The following is a 16,540-nucleotide window of genomic DNA, read 5'->3' as shown; positions in this document are numbered from 1 at the left end:
CCCCGGCGTGTTTCCAGATCGGGCTGTCGCCGCTGTTCCAGGCGCTGTCGTGATTGTTGTGCGGGCGATACTACTATGCCGCTGTCCTTTTCTTACAGATCAACGGATCAGTGGTTGCTGATTGACTGATGAAGTGCAGCGGCCGCGCGACACTGCCCGTCACCGGCACAAAGTCGCGATCAGCCCCCCTGACGCAAGACGACGCGCACGGCTGGGTGCTCCTGCTTGCGCGGCGTGGTAACCGCGTAAAAGGTTTCCTCGATGCCTTCGAGCAGCCCCAGCCCGCGCAGGGCGCCGTCGCTGGCCAGTTCGTCGGGCGCAAAGGCCGGGGCGGCGAACATGCCGAGGCCACGGCGCGCAAAGGCCTGCAGCAAGGCCATGTCGTCGAACTCGCCGACCACGTTCGGCTGCACGCCCTGCGCGGCAAACCACTGATCCAGCTTGCTGCGCAGCATGTTGCCGCGCGCCGGCAGCAGGAAGGGCGCGCCGCCCAGCCAGTTTTCCCCCCAGCGATCCGCCAGCAGCGGCGTGGCAAAAATCCACACCGGACAGGTCGCCAGTTCGACGCACAGGAACTGCTGGGCAGAGGCCGCGCCCAGCGGCCGGTCGGTCAGCACGAGATCGAGCTGGTGCAGCGCCAGATCGGCCAGCAGCGGGTCGCTGTCACCCTCGCGGCAGGTCAGTTTCAGCGTTTGCGGCAGGGCCAGCGCCGGACCGAGCAGCTGGCAGCTGACGGTCTTGGGCAAGACGTCGGAAATGCCGACATTGAGCCGCAAGCTGGGGCCGCGCCCTTCCTCGTGCAGGCAGTCCAGCAGCTCCTCGCCCAGCAGGAAGATCTGGTCGGCGTAGCGCAGCACATCGCGGCCGCAATCGGTCAGCGCCAGCCCCCGCCCTTCCGGCGCAAACAGTGCGCGTCCCAGGGCCTGCTCAAGCTGGCTGACCTGGTGGCTGACCGTCTGGGCGCGCAGCCCCAGCTTGGCCGCAGCGCCGGTGATGCTGCCCTCGCGGGCCACATGCCAGAAATATCGGAGGTGGTGGAAGTTGAGGCGGAAGTTCACGAAATCAATCCGATTTTATTGGATGGTTGCGCAGACTTTATCCGATTTATTCGATTGCTGCAGTACGGTTACGATGGGCCTGTCCTTACACGAAGGAGCAACACCATGAAGCCGCAAATCATTGTCAAGAACCTGAAAATTGACCAGCACACCCATCGCTATGTGATGAACCGGCTCCGTCTCGCGCTTGACCGCCTGCTGCTGAAAGTGGGTGGCATCACGGTGCGACTGACCGATGTGAACGGCCCGCGCGGCGGCATCGACAAGACCTGCCAGATCAACCTGACCGTGCCCGGCCACAAACCCATCGTGGTGACCGAGCGTTCGGTCGACCTGCTTGCCGCCATTGACCGCGCAACGCACGTGGCCGCCCGCAGCCTCAGCCGCATGATGAAACGTGACGAACGCCTGCTGCGCCGCCGCAAGGGTGCAGCCGCCCTGCCCGCCGCCGCAGCCGAAACGGCCGCGGATCTGGAGCTGGACCTGGAACTCGATGACGGCCTGGCCAGCCCGGCCTGACCGCCACATTCGATCCATCGCAAACCCGGCCGGGAGTGGCGCAAGCCCTCCCGGTTTTTGCTGGCCGCCGCAGCGCAGCGCCCTCGCGACGCATCACCCCGCCCGCCGCGCCTGATCCACGGCCTTGCACAGCGCTTCGGCACCATCGACCAGTCTTGGTCCCATGCGCACCAGAATGTCGGGCGGCAGCACATGCAGCTGGCCCCGGCGTACCGCCGGGATGTCGCGCCACTTGCGCCAGTGCGCCAGCGGCGCGCCTTCCTCGCCGCCGCTGGTAATGATGGCCTGCGGGCGCGCGGCAATCACCGCCTCCTCGTCCACCGTCGGCGTCAGCGACGCCAGGCCGGCAAACACGTTCACCGCGCCGCAGCGTCGCAGTGCATCACTGATGAACTGCTCGCGGTTGATCGTCATCAGCGGCCGCTGCCAGACCTGATAAAACACCCGCACCGGCGTGCGCGCGGCGTAGGTCTGTTCCAGCGCAGCCAGGCGGCGCACATAGGCATCAGCCTGCTTTTTCGCCTCGGCCTCATGGCCACTCAACTGGCCAAGCCGCACCATCAAGCCGGGTATATCCTGCAAACCCTTTGCCTCATTGACAAAGACGGGGATACCCATCGCCTTGATTTGCTCGACCTGGCGCTGCGGATTGCCACTGGCCCAGGCCAGCACCAGATCGGGCTTGAGCGCACGGATGCGCTCCAGATCAAAGCCGTGGTAGCCGCCCACCCGCTCGATCTTGCGCGCCGGCGGCGGGTAATCGCTGTAATCGACGGCGCCGACCAGCTGCGCGCCCGCACCGACGGCGAACACGTTTTCAGTCAGGCTGGGCGCGAGGCTGATGATGCGCTGGGCGGGCCGGGCCAGCGTGATGGTCTGGCCCAGATCGTCGCGCACGCTGATGGCGGCAGCGGCATCCAGCATCGCCAGCACCCCGAGCAGCGCCAGCAGGCCGCGCCGCTCAGGAATGAATGACATAATCGCCATGGAAAACGACCGCCTCCCCTGCCGTACCGCGCATGGTCACCGGCAGGCTGATGCGCGCCTTGCCATGCCGCGCGAAGATCCGCAAAAAGCGCGCAAACGCCGCCTCGTCGGGTACGTGGCACTCGGCCTGCAGCGTGTCGGTCACCGGCTGCCGGTAGCGGATCTGCGCCTCCTGAATGACAATGTGCGCCTGCAGGCCGGCGGCCTTGAGTCGCACCGCGATCATGCCCCAGCCGGCCAGCACGGCCAGCGCATAAAGGCTGCCGCCAAAGGCCGTGGCCTTGTGATTGATGTTCGGCGCCAGCGGCGCCGCCAGACAAACCCGTGCGGGCGCGGCCTGCGTTACGGTCAGCCCCAGCGCACGGGTCAGCGGAATCTCCTCGTGCAGCAGCTGCTCGAGGGCCTGCGCCGCGCTCACCACTCCAGCCCTTTCTGCGCGCGGATGCCGGCGTTGAAGGCGTGCTTGCTGTTCTCGATTTCCGAAACGGTATCGGCGATCTCGCACAGCTCGGCGATCGCGCCGCGCCCGGTAACCACCACATGCTGCATCTCCGGGCGGCTTTCCAGATCGGCCAGCACGCGGGCCTTGTCCAGATAGCCGTAGGACAGGCAGTAGGTCAGCTCGTCGAGCACGACCAGTTCATACGAAGCATCGGCGAGCATGCGGCTGGCAATGGCCCAGGCCTCTTCCGCCTTGCGCGTGTCGCCTTCGCGGTTCTGCGTATCCCAGGTAAAGCCGTCGCCCATCACATGCCACTCGCAATGCTGGCCGAACAAGGCTTCTTCGCCGGTGTCGGTGCGGCTCTTGATGAACTGCACCACGCCGACCTTCATGCCATGGCCGATGGCGCGCGCCACCATGCCAAAGGCCGAGGAGGACTTGCCCTTGCCGTTGCCGGTCAGCACCAGCAGCACGCCGGTGTCGAGGTCGGCCTCGGCGATGCGAGCATCGATATGGGCCTTCTTGCGTGCCATGCGCGCCGCGTGGCGCTGCTGGCGCAGCGTGTCGTCATTCATTTCCAGTCTCCTTGCGATGCGCGGCGTGGCGCATGCTCAACATCACTTCGCCCGATTAGGTAGTCATACAGCGCGTCAAACAGGGCCGATCTGCAAGCGTCCTTTCCGCAGCGCATTGCGTACGGCACCACTGTGCGCAATCCAAACAACAGGGTATATCCCTGCAGCCAATACAGCATAAAGGCCACAAGAACATACCCAGCAACACATCATGAACACCCCTCAGACCGGGTCAAGACCCGGCCTGACCGGCGCTCAGAACTGCACGTTCAAGCTGGCGCGCACGCTGCGGCCGGCCTCCGGGTACAGCAGGTAGCTGCCGGCAGCACCGGTCGCATCGCTGCGAATGCCATAGCTGGCGTAGGCTTCGTCAAACAGATTGTGCACCGCGAATGCGGCGGACACCTGCTTGCTGAAGCGGTAGTCCAGCTTCACGTTGACCAGCGTGTACGCCGACAGTTGCGTGGCAAACTGGTTGGCCTGGTCATTGTCGAGGCGCTGCCGGCCGACGTATTGCAGATCGGCGGACACGCCCAGCGCCGCGGTCGGCGTCCAGCGGACGCCGGCATTGGCCAGCCACTGCGGCGTCATCGGCACGCGCTTGCCGGCCAGCTCGACGCCGCCGGCCTGTCCGGCGCGGAAGGTCGCATCCTGCCAGCTGACATTGCCGCTGAAGCGCCACTGGCTGTCCAGCTGCCAGCTGCCGTCGAGCTCGATGCCCTGGCGGCGCGTCGGGTCCAGATTCACATTGCTGCCCCAGCCGCCGCCGGCCAGCTTGTTGAAGTGGATTTCATCGTCCAGATCGTAGCGATAGATCGCCAGCCGCGCGGCGGCGGCCGGAGTCTGCCATTGCAGGCCGATTTCCTTGTCCAGCGAGGTCTGCGGGCGCAGCGCTTCAGTCAGATAGGCCAGCTCGTCGGCATTGGGCAGGCGGAAGCTCTTGCCGGCGCGCGCATAGGCCGACCACTCCTTCGCGAACGCATGGCGCACGCCGGCTTCCCAGGCATTCAGCGCGGTATCGGTGTCGTGGTCGCCGCCACCGCCGCCCAGGTCACGGATCTGCTCGTCAACCCACTGGCGGCGCGCGCCCAGCGTCAGCGTCGTTTGCGGCTGCACGGTGAAGATGCCCTGGGCAAACACGCCGTGGTGGCGCTGCTCGGCGCGCACCGCCGGCTGCGGCGTGACGCCCGCGCGGCCATCCATGCGGCTGTCGAGCAGGTCCACCCCGGCGATCAGCTGATGACCACCGGCCAGGCGCTGCTCGTAGCGCAGGCTGGCGGTGCTTTCTTCCAGCGCACGCTCGTCCCACCAGTCGCCCCACTGGCTGCGGTAGAGCGCAAGGTTGTCCTTGTCGCGGCGGGCGGCATCCAGCAGCAGCAGGCCGTGCGCGCCGACATCCTGGCTGATGCTCAGGCCCAGCGTGTGGCTGTCGGTGTCCATGAAATTGTCCGGCGAGGCGGTGCCGCGCCGGTCATCGCGCACCTCGTCCAGCCCCGTGGCCGGATCAACGCGGCGGCCACCGGGCAGGCGCAGATTCTGGTCGCTGAAGCGGGCGAAGGCGCGCACGCTGCCGCTGTCGTGCATGAAGGTCAGCCCGGCGCCGCCGGCATCGATGCGCTCGGCGTTGTTGTCGCGGTAATGGTCGGCGTTGAGCGACTGCACGAAGGCATCCAGGGCAAAGCGCTCGCTGGCCGCGCGCACGCTGCCGTTCACTTCGCGGTAGGCATCGCTGCCGACGTTGAGACTGGCTTCGCCAGCCACGCTGCTGGCTTGCGCCTTGCGCGTGATGATGTTGATCACACCGCCAGTGGTGCCGCCACCGTAGGCCACCGCGCCGGAGCCGCGCACGATCTCGATGCGCTCGATCGCCGCCAGCGGCAGGCCGGCGAGATTCGGCGCGGCCAGGTCATTGGTGTTCTGGCGCACGCCGTCAACGAGAATCAGCGTATTGCTGGAGGCACTGACACCAAAACCGCGCAGGTCAATGGCCGCGCCATGTTCGGAACCGGAGCTGCTGAAGCGGCGGATGCCGGCCTCGGCGGCAAGCAGGTCGGCAATCGTCGTCGCGGTGCTGGCGGCAATCTCGCCGGCGGTGATGACGGACGTGCTGACCGGCAAGCGTTCGGTTGCGGTCGGCACGCGCGCGGCGGTGACGACGACTTCGTCGAGCACGGTGGCGTCGGCCAGACAGGCCTGGGCAACAAACAGCGAAGAAACAAGGAGGTATGTGCGGGTAAGGCTGGTATTCATTTGGCTTCCTGTCGATACACCCCATGTGTATCGAAGCTTGCGCGCGACAGGAAGCACAACAGCCCGGCCATGGTCGGCCCTGGTGTTCTGCTGCGATCACCCTGCCGCAGTGATGAACCCTGCCCGCGCAGCGCGCGGCAGGACGTCATCCAGGCCGGTATCCGGGCTGACCAGACTTGATGCGTCGCCTTCCCGCCGAATCTCGGCAGTGGCCCGAAACCGCGTTGCGCGGCTTCGCTGACGCACCCACACTGGCTTACCGTTGCAGGGGCAGCACAGGTTTTGCACCTGTTTCCCGTTTAACCCGGCCAAAAACGGCCCGGGCACCATGGACGGCGCGAACTATACCGCAATCCGGCTTCGCCCACTTGTCACGGCATGCAAGCACGATAAAAGCAAAACGCGCAGCCAAGGCTGCGCGTCGAGGTATATCACTGAGGCCCTTTCGCAGAAAGGGCCTCAAGGCAATACCTAGCCTACCACTACGGTGCGGCTCTTGCGGTTGTCGCTGGCGAAGGTCGCCAGCTTGACCTTGCCGGCCACATCGACGGGCGCGATGTAGCGCGGCGAACTGGCCACCGGCTCGCTGCCATCCAGCGTGTAGCGGATGGTCAGGCCCGGCGCCGAGACATTGGCAAACAGCTTGCCGTTCTCGATCTTCGCGCCCGGCAGCGGGATGCGATAGCCATAGCCGCCGAGGAAGCCATCCAGACGCGCCAGCTCGCGCTGACCCAGGCGGTTGGCAAACTCGTTCCAGTCCGCATCCATCTTCGCCTGGCGCGCGGCCGCGTCAGCCATCGCCGTCCAGCCCGGATCGGCCGCCCAGGCGCGCTCGGCCAGGGCAATCACGCGCGGCATCGCCAGGTATTCGAGGCGGCCGGCATCGCGGACGTTTTCCGCCCACAACTGCCCCTGGATGCCGAGGATATTCTTTACACCCTCTTCGGTCAGGCGCACCTTCATGTCCAGCGCCTCGCGATCAAGCGGGTGGCCGAACAGGTTCACCGTGGCGGTGGTGAAGATGTCCAGCGGGCAGAATTCGTAGGCATAGCGCGTTTCGATGAACCCGCCCCAGTAGTAGCCAGGCTCGGCCGGGTCCTTGGCGTAGGCCAGATCGAAGTAGAGGTTGGTCACGTTCGACAGCACGGTCTTGTAACCGGCATTGGCCAGCTGGTAGGCGTAGTCTTCCTGGCCCCAGCCCCAGACGTTGTTCCAGACATAGGGCTGGAAGTTGGCATTGAGGAACTTCGGATTCGGCACATGGTGGGTGGCGCCGTCATGCGTTTCCTTGACCAGCGCGATCTCTTCCCAGCCACCAAACGTCAGGCCATGCTTTTTCAGCATGCCGCGATAGCGTTCCATGAAGTAGTCGAGCAGATCCTGGATGGTGCTCAGGCCATGCTCTTTCATGAAGGCCTGGCAGATCGGCGAGCCTTCCCAGGCGCCGTGCGGCACTTCGTCGCCGCCGGTGTGCATGGTGGTGAAGGCCACGCCGGCTTCCTTGTACATCGCATGCACTTCGTCGAGCACCTTCTCGATGAAGGCATAGGCCGAATCCAGGCCAATGCAGATCACGTTGTCGTGCCAGAGCTGCACCGATTCGTACTTCGAGGCATCGTTGAAGTCGTTGAGCAGGTATTGCTTCGCTTCCGCCTCGCGGCCCTCGGCCATCAGGCGCTGGTAGCGCGCTTCCATGGCCTTGATGGCCGAGCGGGCGTGCCCCGGAACGTCGATTTCCGGCACCACTTCGATATGGCGGGCAGCGGCAAAGCGCAGGATGTCGATGTAATCCTCGCGGCTGTAGAAGCCCGTGCCGCTGGAATCCTTCACCTCGGCGCCCGAGCCGAAGCAGGGCACCAGATTGTCGGTTTCGTCGGCGGTGTAGCCGCGCTTGCTGCCGATGTCGGTGAGCTCCGGCAGGCCCGGGATTTCCAGGCGCCAGCCTTCATCGTCGGTGAGGTGGAAATGGAATTTGTTGAGCTTGTAGAGCGCCATGCAGTCGAGCAGGCGCAGCACCGATTCCTTGCTGGAGAAGTTGCGGCCCACATCGAGATGCATGCCGCGATAAGCAAAGCGCGGGGCATCAACCACCCGGCCACAGGGCACGGCGACTTCGGCTTGCGGGTTGAGCCAGGCGGCCACCGGCAGCAGCTGGCGCAGGCTCTGGATGCCGTTGAAGACGCCGTGCGCGGTATTGCCGGTAATGACGATGCCGGCCGGGGTAATGGCAAGTTCATACGCTTCGGCGGCAATCGCGTTGGCCTGGGCCACCTTGCCCAGCTTCAGGGCAATGGCCGGACGGCCGGAAACCTCGATGGCCGCACGCTGCAGTTCGGCGCCGGTCACGTCTTTCAGGCTGGCGCGCAGGAAGGCCGCTTCGCTGGCCAGCTCCGGGCCATGCACGATCAGTGTTTCGGCATGAATCAGGAATTCGCCGGCGGTGAACGCGGCTTCCAGCGGTGTCGGCGTGATCTTGCCCACCTTGTCGGCGGCAAGCTGGCTGAGCCCCGCATTCTCGGCGTAGCGGCTCTCGGCCGACCACTTTTGCGGCGTCTTGTCATTGGCATTGCGGTCACGCGCAGCATCACTGGCAAAGGCCAGGATCTGCGGATCGCCGATCGCCTCGGCACGCGCATTCGCCGTGCCTTCGCCATAAACGATGTAAAAGCCCAGCGGCGCATCAGTGTGCGAAATCGTCCAGAACATGCCCTCGTAGGCAATCAGGCGGGTGTCACCGCTGGCGAGCCGGCCGAACTCGGGCGTCGGCTTCATCCGCCACAGGTCGCCGTTGACCTGCTCAATCAGCACACCGCCGGTCACGGTTTCCGGCTTGATCTTGCGGCAGGTATTGAAGTAAACCGTCCAGCCCTCGCCGGCGAACGCCTGGTCAGACAGGTTGGTGAGCTTGAGCTCGGCGAGGAAGTTGTCGCCATTGTGGCCGTTGGCCAGGCACTGCCAGGTGAATTGCAGATGTGAACCGGCGGGTTGTGTCATTGTGATTAGCTCCGCAAGGATGAATCGACGGGGGTAGCGCCCCTTCCCTCTCTACTTGTCATGTCTTGCCGTTCCGGCGGCGGCCGCGCGGTGCGCACCGGCAGGAAGCGGGTCATCATGCCCCGCCCGGTTTGCATGCGCGCGGCGGGACAGGCTGTAAAGGTATAGCGCGCGATGCATGGCACCACAAGTAGCGCACTCACCTTACCGAGCGGATGCGACAATTACTTTTCCGCACTTGTGCTTGTACCGGCCACCGCCGGCCTACCGGGCAAAGTAGCGCTGCTGCAGCCGGGCGAACGCCTGGCGCAAGGCGCGCAGCTTGGCTGGCTGCATCTGCGTGCTGGCACCGATGTAGTAGTCGCTTTGCGCATCCAGCACGAGCACCTCGACCAGTTCGTCGCTGCCACCGGCCAGCTGGCGCAGATTGAAGTGGGCCGAAGCATCCAGCGCCAGCAGCAGATCAATGCGCCCGCCGCGCAGTTTTTTCATGTTCATCAAATCGTCATTGCCCGCCTCCAGTTCGTGCTCGAAACGGAATCCGGCCGCCAGCATCTGCCGGGTTGCCGCGGATTCGCGCACCACACCGATGCGGTAGCGCCGGGCGTCGGCCAGCGCATGCACGCGGATGTCGTTACGGCTCGCCAGCCGGTAGAGCGCCACGCGCCGCTTGGCGATCGGGCCCAGCCACGCGAACTGCGCCTCGCGCTCGGGCAGGCGCACCAGGGTAAACAACAGGCTGTCGGGCGTCTGGCGGGCCGTCTGATAGGCACGCAACCAGGGCATGAGCCGGATGTCGATGCTCAGCCCGCTTTCCTGGGCAAGCTTTTGCACCAGCTCGACGGTGAAGCCTGCAGGCGGCCCTTCGCTGAGATAATTCAAGGGCGGCAGGTTCTCGGTATAGGCGGTAAGGTCGGCGGCGCGCACAGGCAGGCCAAGCGCGATCAGCCCCACAGCAAGCCAGCGGATTAACGGGTTTTTCGGTATGATCACGTCTTTGTTTCTCTTGCTGATTCCGGACTTCCGACATGGCTGAAGTGCTCAAACTGCGCGGCGGCACCGCGCTCTCCCCGTTCCGCATCGACAAACTCGCCGGCGCACTGGCCGCGCACGGGCTTGCGCTGCAGTTGTACGCCGAATACTGGCACTTCGTCGAACTGGCCGCCCCCCTGTCGGACAGCGAGCTGGCCACCCTGGAGCGCATCCTCAGCTATGGCGAACCCGCGCAGGCCGACAAGGCCGCGGGCAGCACGCTGGTGGTACTGCCGCGACTGGGCACGATCTCGCCGTGGTCGTCGAAAGCCACCGACATCGCCCTGCACTGCGGCCTGGAAGGCAAGGTGCTGCGCATCGAACGCGGCATGGTGGTCTACGCCGGCAAGGATGGTCAATTGCTGTCTTCCGCAGAGAAGAACATTCTGTTGCCGCTGGTTTACGACCGCATGACCGAGCAGGTCTTCGATTCGCTGGATGCCGGCGCCGAACTCTTCCGGCATTTCGAACCCAAGCCGCTGCTGAGCATCGACATTCTGGGTGGCGGCAAGACCGCGCTCGTGAAGGCCAACGGCGAATTCGGCCTGGCGCTGTCGGATGACGAAATCGATTATCTGGTCGAGAACTACCAGAAGCTCGGCCGCAACCCCACCGACGTCGAGCTGACCATGTTCGCGCAGGCCAACTCCGAGCACTGCCGCCACAAGATCTTCAACGCCAACTTCATCATCGACGGCGAAAAGCAGGATTACAGCCTCTTTGGCATGATCCGTGAAACGCACAAGGCCGCACCGCAAGGCACCGTCGTTGCCTACTCCGACAACGCGTCGGTGATCGAAGGCGCGCCAATCAACCGCTTCTACCCCACGCCGGGCTCGAACGAGTACGCCGGCCACCAGGAAAACACCCATATCCTGATGAAAGTGGAAACGCACAATCACCCGACCGCCATCTCGCCTTTCCCGGGCGCAGCGACCGGCAACGGCGGCGAAATCCGCGACGAAGGCGCCACCGGCCGCGGCTCCAAGCCCAAGGCGGGTCTGACCGGCTTTACCGTTTCCAACCTGAACATTCCCGGCGCTGTCCAGCCCTGGGAAGAGCCGACTTACGGCAAGCCCGAGCGCATTGCCGATGCCCTGGCCATCATGATCGAAGGCCCGATCGGCGGCGCCGCGTTCAACAATGAATTCGGTCGCCCCAACCTCACCGGCTACTTCCGCACCTTCGAGGAAACCGTCAATGGCGAGCGCCGCGGCTATCACAAGCCCATCATGATCGCCGGCGGCCTGGGCAATATCCGCGACATCCACGTCGGCAAGAACGCGCTGCCCGATGGTGCCCTGCTGATCCAGCTCGGCGGCCCGGGCATGCTGATCGGCATGGGCGGCGGCGCGGCCTCGTCAATGGCCACCGGCGCGAATGCGGCCGATCTCGACTTTGATTCGGTGCAGCGCGGCAATCCGGAAATCGAGCGCCGCGCTCAGGAAGTGATTGACCGCTGCTGGCAGCTGGGCGAGAAGAACCCGGTCGAATCGATTCACGACGTCGGCGCCGGCGGCATTTCCAACGCCTTCCCCGAGCTGGTCAACGACGCCGGCATGGGCGCGGTGTTCGACCTGCGCAAGGTGCACATCGAAGAGCGCGGCATGGCCCCGAAGGAAATCTGGTCCAACGAATCGCAGGAGCGCTATGTGCTGGCGATCAAGCCGGAAGCACTGCTGACCTTCGAAGCGATCGCCGAGCGCGAGCGCTGCCCCTTCGCCGTGATCGGCCGCGTGACCACCGAGCGCCAGCTGGTGGTGGAAGACCCGCACTTCGGCAACAAGCCCGTCGACATGCCGATGGACGTGCTGCTGGGCAAACCGCCGAAGATGACGCGCGACGTGCAGCGCCTGAAACCAGAACTGCCGGTGTTCGACTCGTCGACGCTGGATCTGAAGGAGTCGGTCTACCGCGTCCTGCAACTGCCTGCCGTTGCCGACAAGAAATTCCTGATCACCATCGGCGACCGCACCGTGGGCGGCTACACCGCGCGCGACCAGTTTGTCGGCCCCTGGCAGGTACCGGTTGCCGATGTCGCCGTCACCGCCATGGCGTATGACACCAATCTTGGCGAAGCCATGGCCATGGGTGAGCGTACGCCGCTGGCGCTGATTTCCGCGCCGGCGTCCGGCCGCATGGCGGTGGGTGAAGCACTGACCAATATCGCCGCAGCGCCGATTGCCAAGCTGGGCGACGTCAAGCTTTCCGCCAACTGGATGGCCGCAGCCGGCCATCCGGGTGAAGACGCCAATCTGTACGACACCGTCGAGGCCGTGGGCCTGGAACTGTGCCGGGAGCTGGGCATCAGCATCCCGGTTGGCAAGGACTCACTGTCGATGAAGACCGTCTGGGAAGACCAGGGCGAGAAAAAGGCCGTGGTCGCACCGCTGTCGCTGATCATCTCCGCCTTTGCTCCCGTGACCGATGTGCGCAAGACGCTGACGCCGCAACTGGCCAACGACAGCGACACCGATCTGCTGCTGATCGACCTCGGCTGTGGCAAGTGCCGTCTGGGCGCTTCCGCACTGGCACAGGTGAACAAGCAGGTTGGCAACTGGGCGCCGGATGTCGTCAGCGTGTCGCACCTGAAGGCGTTCTTCAATACCGTGCAGGCACTCAATGCCGACGGCAAGCTGCTGGCCTACCATGACCGCGGCGATGGCGGCCTGATCGCCACCATCACCGAGATGATGTTCGCCAGCCATGTGGGCGTTACGCTGGAAATCGACGAGCTGTGCATCGACCGTCGCCGCCAGCAGCGTGCGCAGGGCGAGCTGACGCCGGAAGACGTGGCGCGCGCCGAAAACGGCCGTGTGATGGGCGTGCTGTTCAATGAAGAGCTGGGTGCCGTCCTGCAGGTGAAACGCAGCGACACCGCCGCCGTGATTGCCGCGTTCATGAATGCCGGCCTCGCCAGCGAGCTGCACGTGATCGGCCACATCAACAGCGATGACAAGCTGAAAATCAAGAAACGCAACCGCGTGCTGCTCGACGAAGCCCGCGTCGAGCTGCACAAGGCCTGGTCCTTCACCAGCTGGCAACTCCAGCGCCTGCGCGACAACCCGGCCTGCGCCGACAGTGAGTATGCACTGCTGGCCGACAAGAATGACAAGGGCCTGTTTGCCAAGCTGAGCTTTGACCCGAGCGATGACGTCGCCGCCCCCTTTATCGCTACCGGAGCCAAGCCGCGCATCGCCATCCTGCGCGAGCAGGGCGTGAACGGCCATGTGGAAATGGGCGCCGCCTTCACCCGCGCCGGCTTTGCCGCAACGGACGTGCACATGAGCGACATCATCGCCGGCCGCGTGCAGCTTGCTGATTTCAAGGGCCTGGCGGCCTGCGGCGGCTTCTCCTACGGTGACGTACTGGGCGCCGGCGAGGGCTGGGCGAAGAGCATCCTGTTCAACCCGCAGGCGCGCGAACAGTTCGAAGCATTCTTTGGCCGCAGCGACACCTTCGGTCTGGGCGTGTGCAACGGCTGCCAGATGATGGCCAACCTGTCGGGCATCATCCCGGGGGCGGAAAACTGGCCGAAGTTCACCCGCAACCAGTCCGAGCAATTTGAAGCCCGCTTTGTGATGGTCGAGCTGCCGCAATCACCGTCGCTGTTCTTCGGCGGTATGACCGGCAGCCAGTTCCCGGTCGTGGTCAGCCACGGCGAGGGCTTTGCCAACTTCAGCCAGCAGGGCGATATCGGCAAGGCCATTGTCGCGATGCGCTATGTCGACAGCCACGGCAAGAGCACGCAAACCTACCCGCTCAACCCGAATGGCAGCCCGCAAGGCATTGCCGGCGTCACCACCGCCGATGGCCGCTTCAGCATCATGATGCCGCACCCGGAGCGCGTGTTCCGCACGGTACAGAACAGCTGGCACCCGGAGAGCTGGGGCGAGGACGGCGGCTGGCTGCGCATGTTCCGCAATGCGCGCAAGTGGCTGGGCTAAGCACCGAACGGTGGAACTGCTGGTCTTTTAGCCACTCAGAGAAAGGCCGCCGCGTGCGGCCTTTCTCATACCTGTCAACCCATAACACCGCAACCCAACACCCTGTTTGGCTGCAGCCCCATACCCCCAACAAGGAGATCACTTTGAGCTTTTATCTGCGCCCCGATCAGGTTCCCGAACTACAGGGACTGAGCAAGATGGAACAGCGCATCCTGCTGCGCGGCACTTTTCTGAAGGAACGCGCGATGTCTACCGTCGTGCTGCTGCTGGTGATCATCGGCAGCATCCAGTTCGGCATCAATCCGCTGATCGAGCAGCTGCTGCCGACGGTGCGCACCGACAGCATGCTCTACGCCGGCATCCTGATCGCCTGGTTCCTGCTGCTGATGACTGTGCGCGACATCGTGATGATGAATGTGCTGCGCCCGAAGTTTGCCGCCAAGCGCGCCGAACAGACCGCCGAGCGCATCACGCGCGCCGAACAGGGCCAGGGTGAAACAACCGGCAGCACGAACTTGCGGGACCTGCTGCAGGAACGACTGGCAGACCGGGACAGCGCCGGCCAAAGCAGCACAGAATCCGCGTCCAGCCAGGCGCAGAAGCAGCACAAGCCGGATCAATGAACAAGCCCCGCCAAGCCGGCACCGCAGCCCTTTGCAGGCTCGCCCTGGCGGCAGCCAGCCTCAGCTGTGCCAGCGCGCCGGGCCAGGCTGCGCGCATTGCACTGGACGTCGGGCACAACCTGGAAAAACCCGGCGCCATCAGCGCCTTTGGCGAAACCGAATTCAGCTACAACCAGGCGCTGGCGCGGGTGATTGCCAGCACGCTGGAAGGCGCTGGGCACGACGTCACACTGATCGGCGACGACGGCATGATGCTGGAGCTGAAGCCGCGCGCCGAGGCGGCTGCCGGCTTTGATCTGTTTGTCTCCGTGCATCATGACTCGATGAAGCAGGAGTATCTGGAAGAGTGGCTGGTCAACGGCCAGCCGCGCTGGATGAGCGAGCGTTTTCAGGGGCATTCGCTCTTCGTGTATCCCGACGGTCCGCAGTATGCGCAAAGCCTGCATTGCGCCAGCGCGCTGGCGCGCCAGCTGCAGAAACGCGGCCTCACGCCCACCCTGCATCACGCCGACGGCATCGCCGGTGAAAACCGGCCACTGCTCGACCGGGAGCTGGGCATCTACGCCGCCAATTTCGCCGTGTTGCGCCACAACACGGTGCCAGCCATCCTTTTCGAAGCGGGCGTGATCCTGCACCCCGAAGAAGCCAAGACACTGAAGCTCCTCGACACGCGCAAGAAAATCGCGAGTGCGCTGGCCGACAGCCTGCACTGCCTGCGCCCCTGAAATGCGCATTTCTTTCGACCAGGCGGCATGAATGACAAGGGCGGCAACCGCCGCCCCTTATGCCTCACACCAGCAACGGTCAGAAGCCGGTCCAGACGCCCACCATGAAGTAATTCACATCGCCGTAAACATCCTTCGAGCGATCCTGGTAACGCACATAGCCAACGGTATTCTTGGAGAGGCTGTAGCCGTATTCGATCGACCAGATATTGCCATCCACATCACCACCACCGGCATTTTCACCTTCGGCATACTGGTAGGCACCCTTCACGAAATGCTTGCCCCAACCGTATGTCGCGCCGACGATGAACTCGGAGCCGTCATAATCAGTTCCCGAAGCACTTTCATGGGTATAGGCCTCATACAGCGCACGCAGGTTCAGGCCAAAATCGGTGGCATAAGTCGCGCCCACATACCACTGCTCCTCATTCGAGCCCACGGTGTTGATCTCTTCACCGAACAGATAACCCGCATTCACGGTAAGACCGCCGGTGCTGAATGCCGCCGAGAGATCGGTAATGCTGGAATCGCCCAGCTTGCCCACTGCCGTGGCCGAATTCACATCCCAGGAATGCTGCAGGCCAAAGCTGAAACCGCTAAAGGACGGCGATTGGTAGTTAACCGAGTTCGCAGAAAGGTAATTGGCAGTCAGCTTGCCGCCTGCCGCCGTCGAATACCAGTTGTTTTCCGCCAGTTGCCAGAAGCCACCCTGACCATAAGGCCAGTCGAGCACCAGATAGCTGTTCAGAAACTGGCGACCCACCTTGAAGGAACCCCAGTCACCCGCAAAACCGACCCACGCTTCACGGCCACCCCAGACATTCTGGTTGAGCACATTGGCACCGCTGGCCGCCGGATTGCCGGTATTCAGCTTTTGGGAAACCTTCCAGATCAGCTTGCCGCCCATATCCAGCTTGTCGGCACCATTGAAATCGAGTTGCAAACCACGGTCGAGCACGGTTTGTCCGGTGCCGGTTCCGGCAAGATTCTTGCCGGTCATGATGTTCATTTCCATCGAACCGGTAATGGAGACTTCGGCTTGGGCCGACGCAGAAAACGCTGCGGCAAGGGCAGCAGCAACCAGAGCACGTTTAAACATATTCATGACTCCTCGATATCTAGAAGGAAAGCAAAACCTGATTAGCAAGCCCTCTCAGCTTTCTTACGTAGCCACAATTCTGTCTTTGGGCCGCAAGCCACTACCGCCAGTAGTAAGCGTTCAGGCAAGGCATCCAGCCGGAAGCGGCGGTTGAAACGGTAGGCGATGGCGGCCAGGTAACGATCAGCGTACTTGCCGAAGGCAAACGCATGGTAAGCGCCCGAGAGCGTCATCTTGACATTCCCGAGCACGGTGTTGATCCAGTAAAACTCCGGCAAGTCCTTCGGTT

The 16,540-nt window shown here is 64.0% G+C and carries 13 protein-coding genes and 1 riboswitch; of the genes, 4 read left to right on the top strand and 9 right to left on the bottom strand.

Going from position 1 to position 16,540, the window contains the following annotated elements; translation table 11 throughout:
- Nucleotides 1-179: 179 nt before the first annotated feature.
- On the bottom strand, nucleotides 180-1,058 hold the full coding sequence (locus C515_RS0112370; protein ID WP_043649374.1) for a LysR substrate-binding domain-containing protein: 879 nt from the start codon (nucleotides 1,056-1,058) through the stop codon (nucleotides 180-182).
- A 105-nt stretch (nucleotides 1,059-1,163) separates the two neighbouring features.
- Between C515_RS0112370 and C515_RS20875 the strand changes: the two genes are divergently transcribed.
- Nucleotides 1,164-1,577: an HPF/RaiA family ribosome-associated protein gene (locus C515_RS20875; protein WP_051304897.1), complete on the top strand. Its 414-nt coding sequence runs from the start codon at nucleotides 1,164-1,166 to the stop codon at nucleotides 1,575-1,577.
- A gap of 93 nt (nucleotides 1,578-1,670) precedes the next feature.
- Here C515_RS20875 and C515_RS0112360 read toward each other — a convergent pair whose 3' ends face one another.
- From C515_RS0112360 to C515_RS22600, 6 genes are all read right to left on the bottom strand, one after another.
- The gene (locus C515_RS0112360) at nucleotides 1,671-2,564 is read right to left on the bottom strand and encodes a cobalamin-binding protein (protein ID WP_245575032.1); all 894 of its coding nucleotides are present in this window, start codon (nucleotides 2,562-2,564) and stop codon (nucleotides 1,671-1,673) included.
- Entirely contained in the window at nucleotides 2,539-2,982 is a 444-nt protein-coding gene (locus C515_RS0112355) for a YiiD C-terminal domain-containing protein (protein ID WP_211234049.1), read from the bottom strand. Before C515_RS0112355 ends, C515_RS0112360 begins: the two co-directional genes overlap by 26 nt.
- Nucleotides 2,979-3,581 carry a cob(I)yrinic acid a,c-diamide adenosyltransferase gene (gene cobO / locus C515_RS0112350; protein ID WP_028455790.1) on the bottom strand — a complete coding sequence of 201 codons (603 nt, stop codon included), beginning with the start codon at nucleotides 3,579-3,581 and terminating at the stop codon, nucleotides 2,979-2,981. Before cobO ends, C515_RS0112355 begins: the two co-directional genes overlap by 4 nt.
- A gap of 255 nt (nucleotides 3,582-3,836) precedes the next feature.
- On the bottom strand, nucleotides 3,837-5,831 hold the full coding sequence (locus tag C515_RS0112345; protein ID WP_028455789.1) for a TonB-dependent receptor: 1,995 nt from the start codon (nucleotides 5,829-5,831) through the stop codon (nucleotides 3,837-3,839).
- A 136-nt stretch (nucleotides 5,832-5,967) separates the two neighbouring features.
- Nucleotides 5,968-6,177, bottom strand: a riboswitch (cobalamin riboswitch).
- Nucleotides 6,178-6,302: 125 nt separating this feature from the next.
- Nucleotides 6,303-8,825, bottom strand: a complete 2,523-nt coding sequence (locus tag C515_RS0112340) for a beta-N-acetylhexosaminidase (RefSeq protein WP_028455788.1) — start codon at nucleotides 8,823-8,825, stop codon at nucleotides 6,303-6,305.
- Between the two features lie 264 nt (nucleotides 8,826-9,089).
- The gene (locus tag C515_RS22600) at nucleotides 9,090-9,818 is read right to left on the bottom strand and encodes a substrate-binding periplasmic protein (RefSeq protein ID WP_158380819.1); all 729 of its coding nucleotides are present in this window, start codon (nucleotides 9,816-9,818) and stop codon (nucleotides 9,090-9,092) included.
- A gap of 35 nt (nucleotides 9,819-9,853) precedes the next feature.
- Between C515_RS22600 and purL the strand changes: the two genes are divergently transcribed.
- The 3 genes from purL to C515_RS0112320 all read left to right on the top strand — a co-directional run bounded on the left by purL (nucleotide 9,854) and on the right by C515_RS0112320 (nucleotide 15,152).
- On the top strand, nucleotides 9,854-13,804 hold the full coding sequence (gene purL, locus C515_RS0112330) for a phosphoribosylformylglycinamidine synthase (protein ID WP_028455787.1): 3,951 nt from the start codon (nucleotides 9,854-9,856) through the stop codon (nucleotides 13,802-13,804).
- A gap of 143 nt (nucleotides 13,805-13,947) precedes the next feature.
- Nucleotides 13,948-14,427, top strand: a complete 480-nt coding sequence (locus C515_RS0112325) for a hypothetical protein (RefSeq protein WP_028455786.1) — start codon at nucleotides 13,948-13,950, stop codon at nucleotides 14,425-14,427.
- Nucleotides 14,424-15,152: an N-acetylmuramoyl-L-alanine amidase family protein gene (locus tag C515_RS0112320; protein WP_028455785.1), complete on the top strand. Its 729-nt coding sequence runs from the start codon at nucleotides 14,424-14,426 to the stop codon at nucleotides 15,150-15,152. The genes C515_RS0112325 and C515_RS0112320 overlap by 4 nt, the downstream gene beginning before the upstream one ends.
- A gap of 79 nt (nucleotides 15,153-15,231) precedes the next feature.
- Here the strand turns inward: C515_RS0112320 and C515_RS0112315 are convergent, their stop codons facing one another.
- Both C515_RS0112315 and C515_RS20865 read right to left on the bottom strand, forming a co-directional pair.
- Nucleotides 15,232-16,251, bottom strand: coding sequence for a porin (locus C515_RS0112315; RefSeq protein ID WP_158380818.1), 1,020 nt, complete (start codon nucleotides 16,249-16,251; stop codon nucleotides 15,232-15,234).
- Nucleotides 16,252-16,292: 41 nt separating this feature from the next.
- The coding region (locus C515_RS20865) for a transposase (protein WP_043649277.1) at nucleotides 16,293-16,540 on the bottom strand (248 nt) is incomplete at its 5' end.

The organism is Chitinilyticum litopenaei DSM 21440, from assembly GCF_000428145.1.
Classification (GTDB): domain Bacteria; phylum Pseudomonadota; class Gammaproteobacteria; order Burkholderiales; family Chitinibacteraceae; genus Chitinilyticum; species Chitinilyticum litopenaei.
This window is presented reverse-complemented; position numbering and strand designations above follow the sequence as displayed.

Bases quoted from the DNA above. Each gene is read 5' to 3' on its own strand.
- purL (WP_028455787.1), top strand. From the start codon at position 9,854: ATGGCTGAAGTGCTCAAACTGCGCGGCGGCACCGCGCTCTCCCCGTTC.
- C515_RS0112320 (WP_028455785.1), top strand. From the start codon at position 14,424: ATGAACAAGCCCCGCCAAGCCGGCACCGCAGCCCTTTGCAGGCTCGCC.
- cobO (WP_028455790.1), bottom strand. From the start codon at position 3,581: ATGAATGACGACACGCTGCGCCAGCAGCGCCACGCGGCGCGCATGGCA.
- C515_RS0112360 (WP_245575032.1), bottom strand. From the start codon at position 2,564: ATGGCGATTATGTCATTCATTCCTGAGCGGCGCGGCCTGCTGGCGCTG.
- C515_RS0112345 (WP_028455789.1), bottom strand. From the start codon at position 5,831: ATGAATACCAGCCTTACCCGCACATACCTCCTTGTTTCTTCGCTGTTT.
- C515_RS0112315 (WP_158380818.1), bottom strand. From the start codon at position 16,251: ATGTTTAAACGTGCTCTGGTTGCTGCTGCCCTTGCCGCAGCGTTTTCT.
- C515_RS20875 (WP_051304897.1), top strand. From the start codon at position 1,164: ATGAAGCCGCAAATCATTGTCAAGAACCTGAAAATTGACCAGCACACC.
- C515_RS0112340 (WP_028455788.1), bottom strand. From the start codon at position 8,825: ATGACACAACCCGCCGGTTCACATCTGCAATTCACCTGGCAGTGCCTG.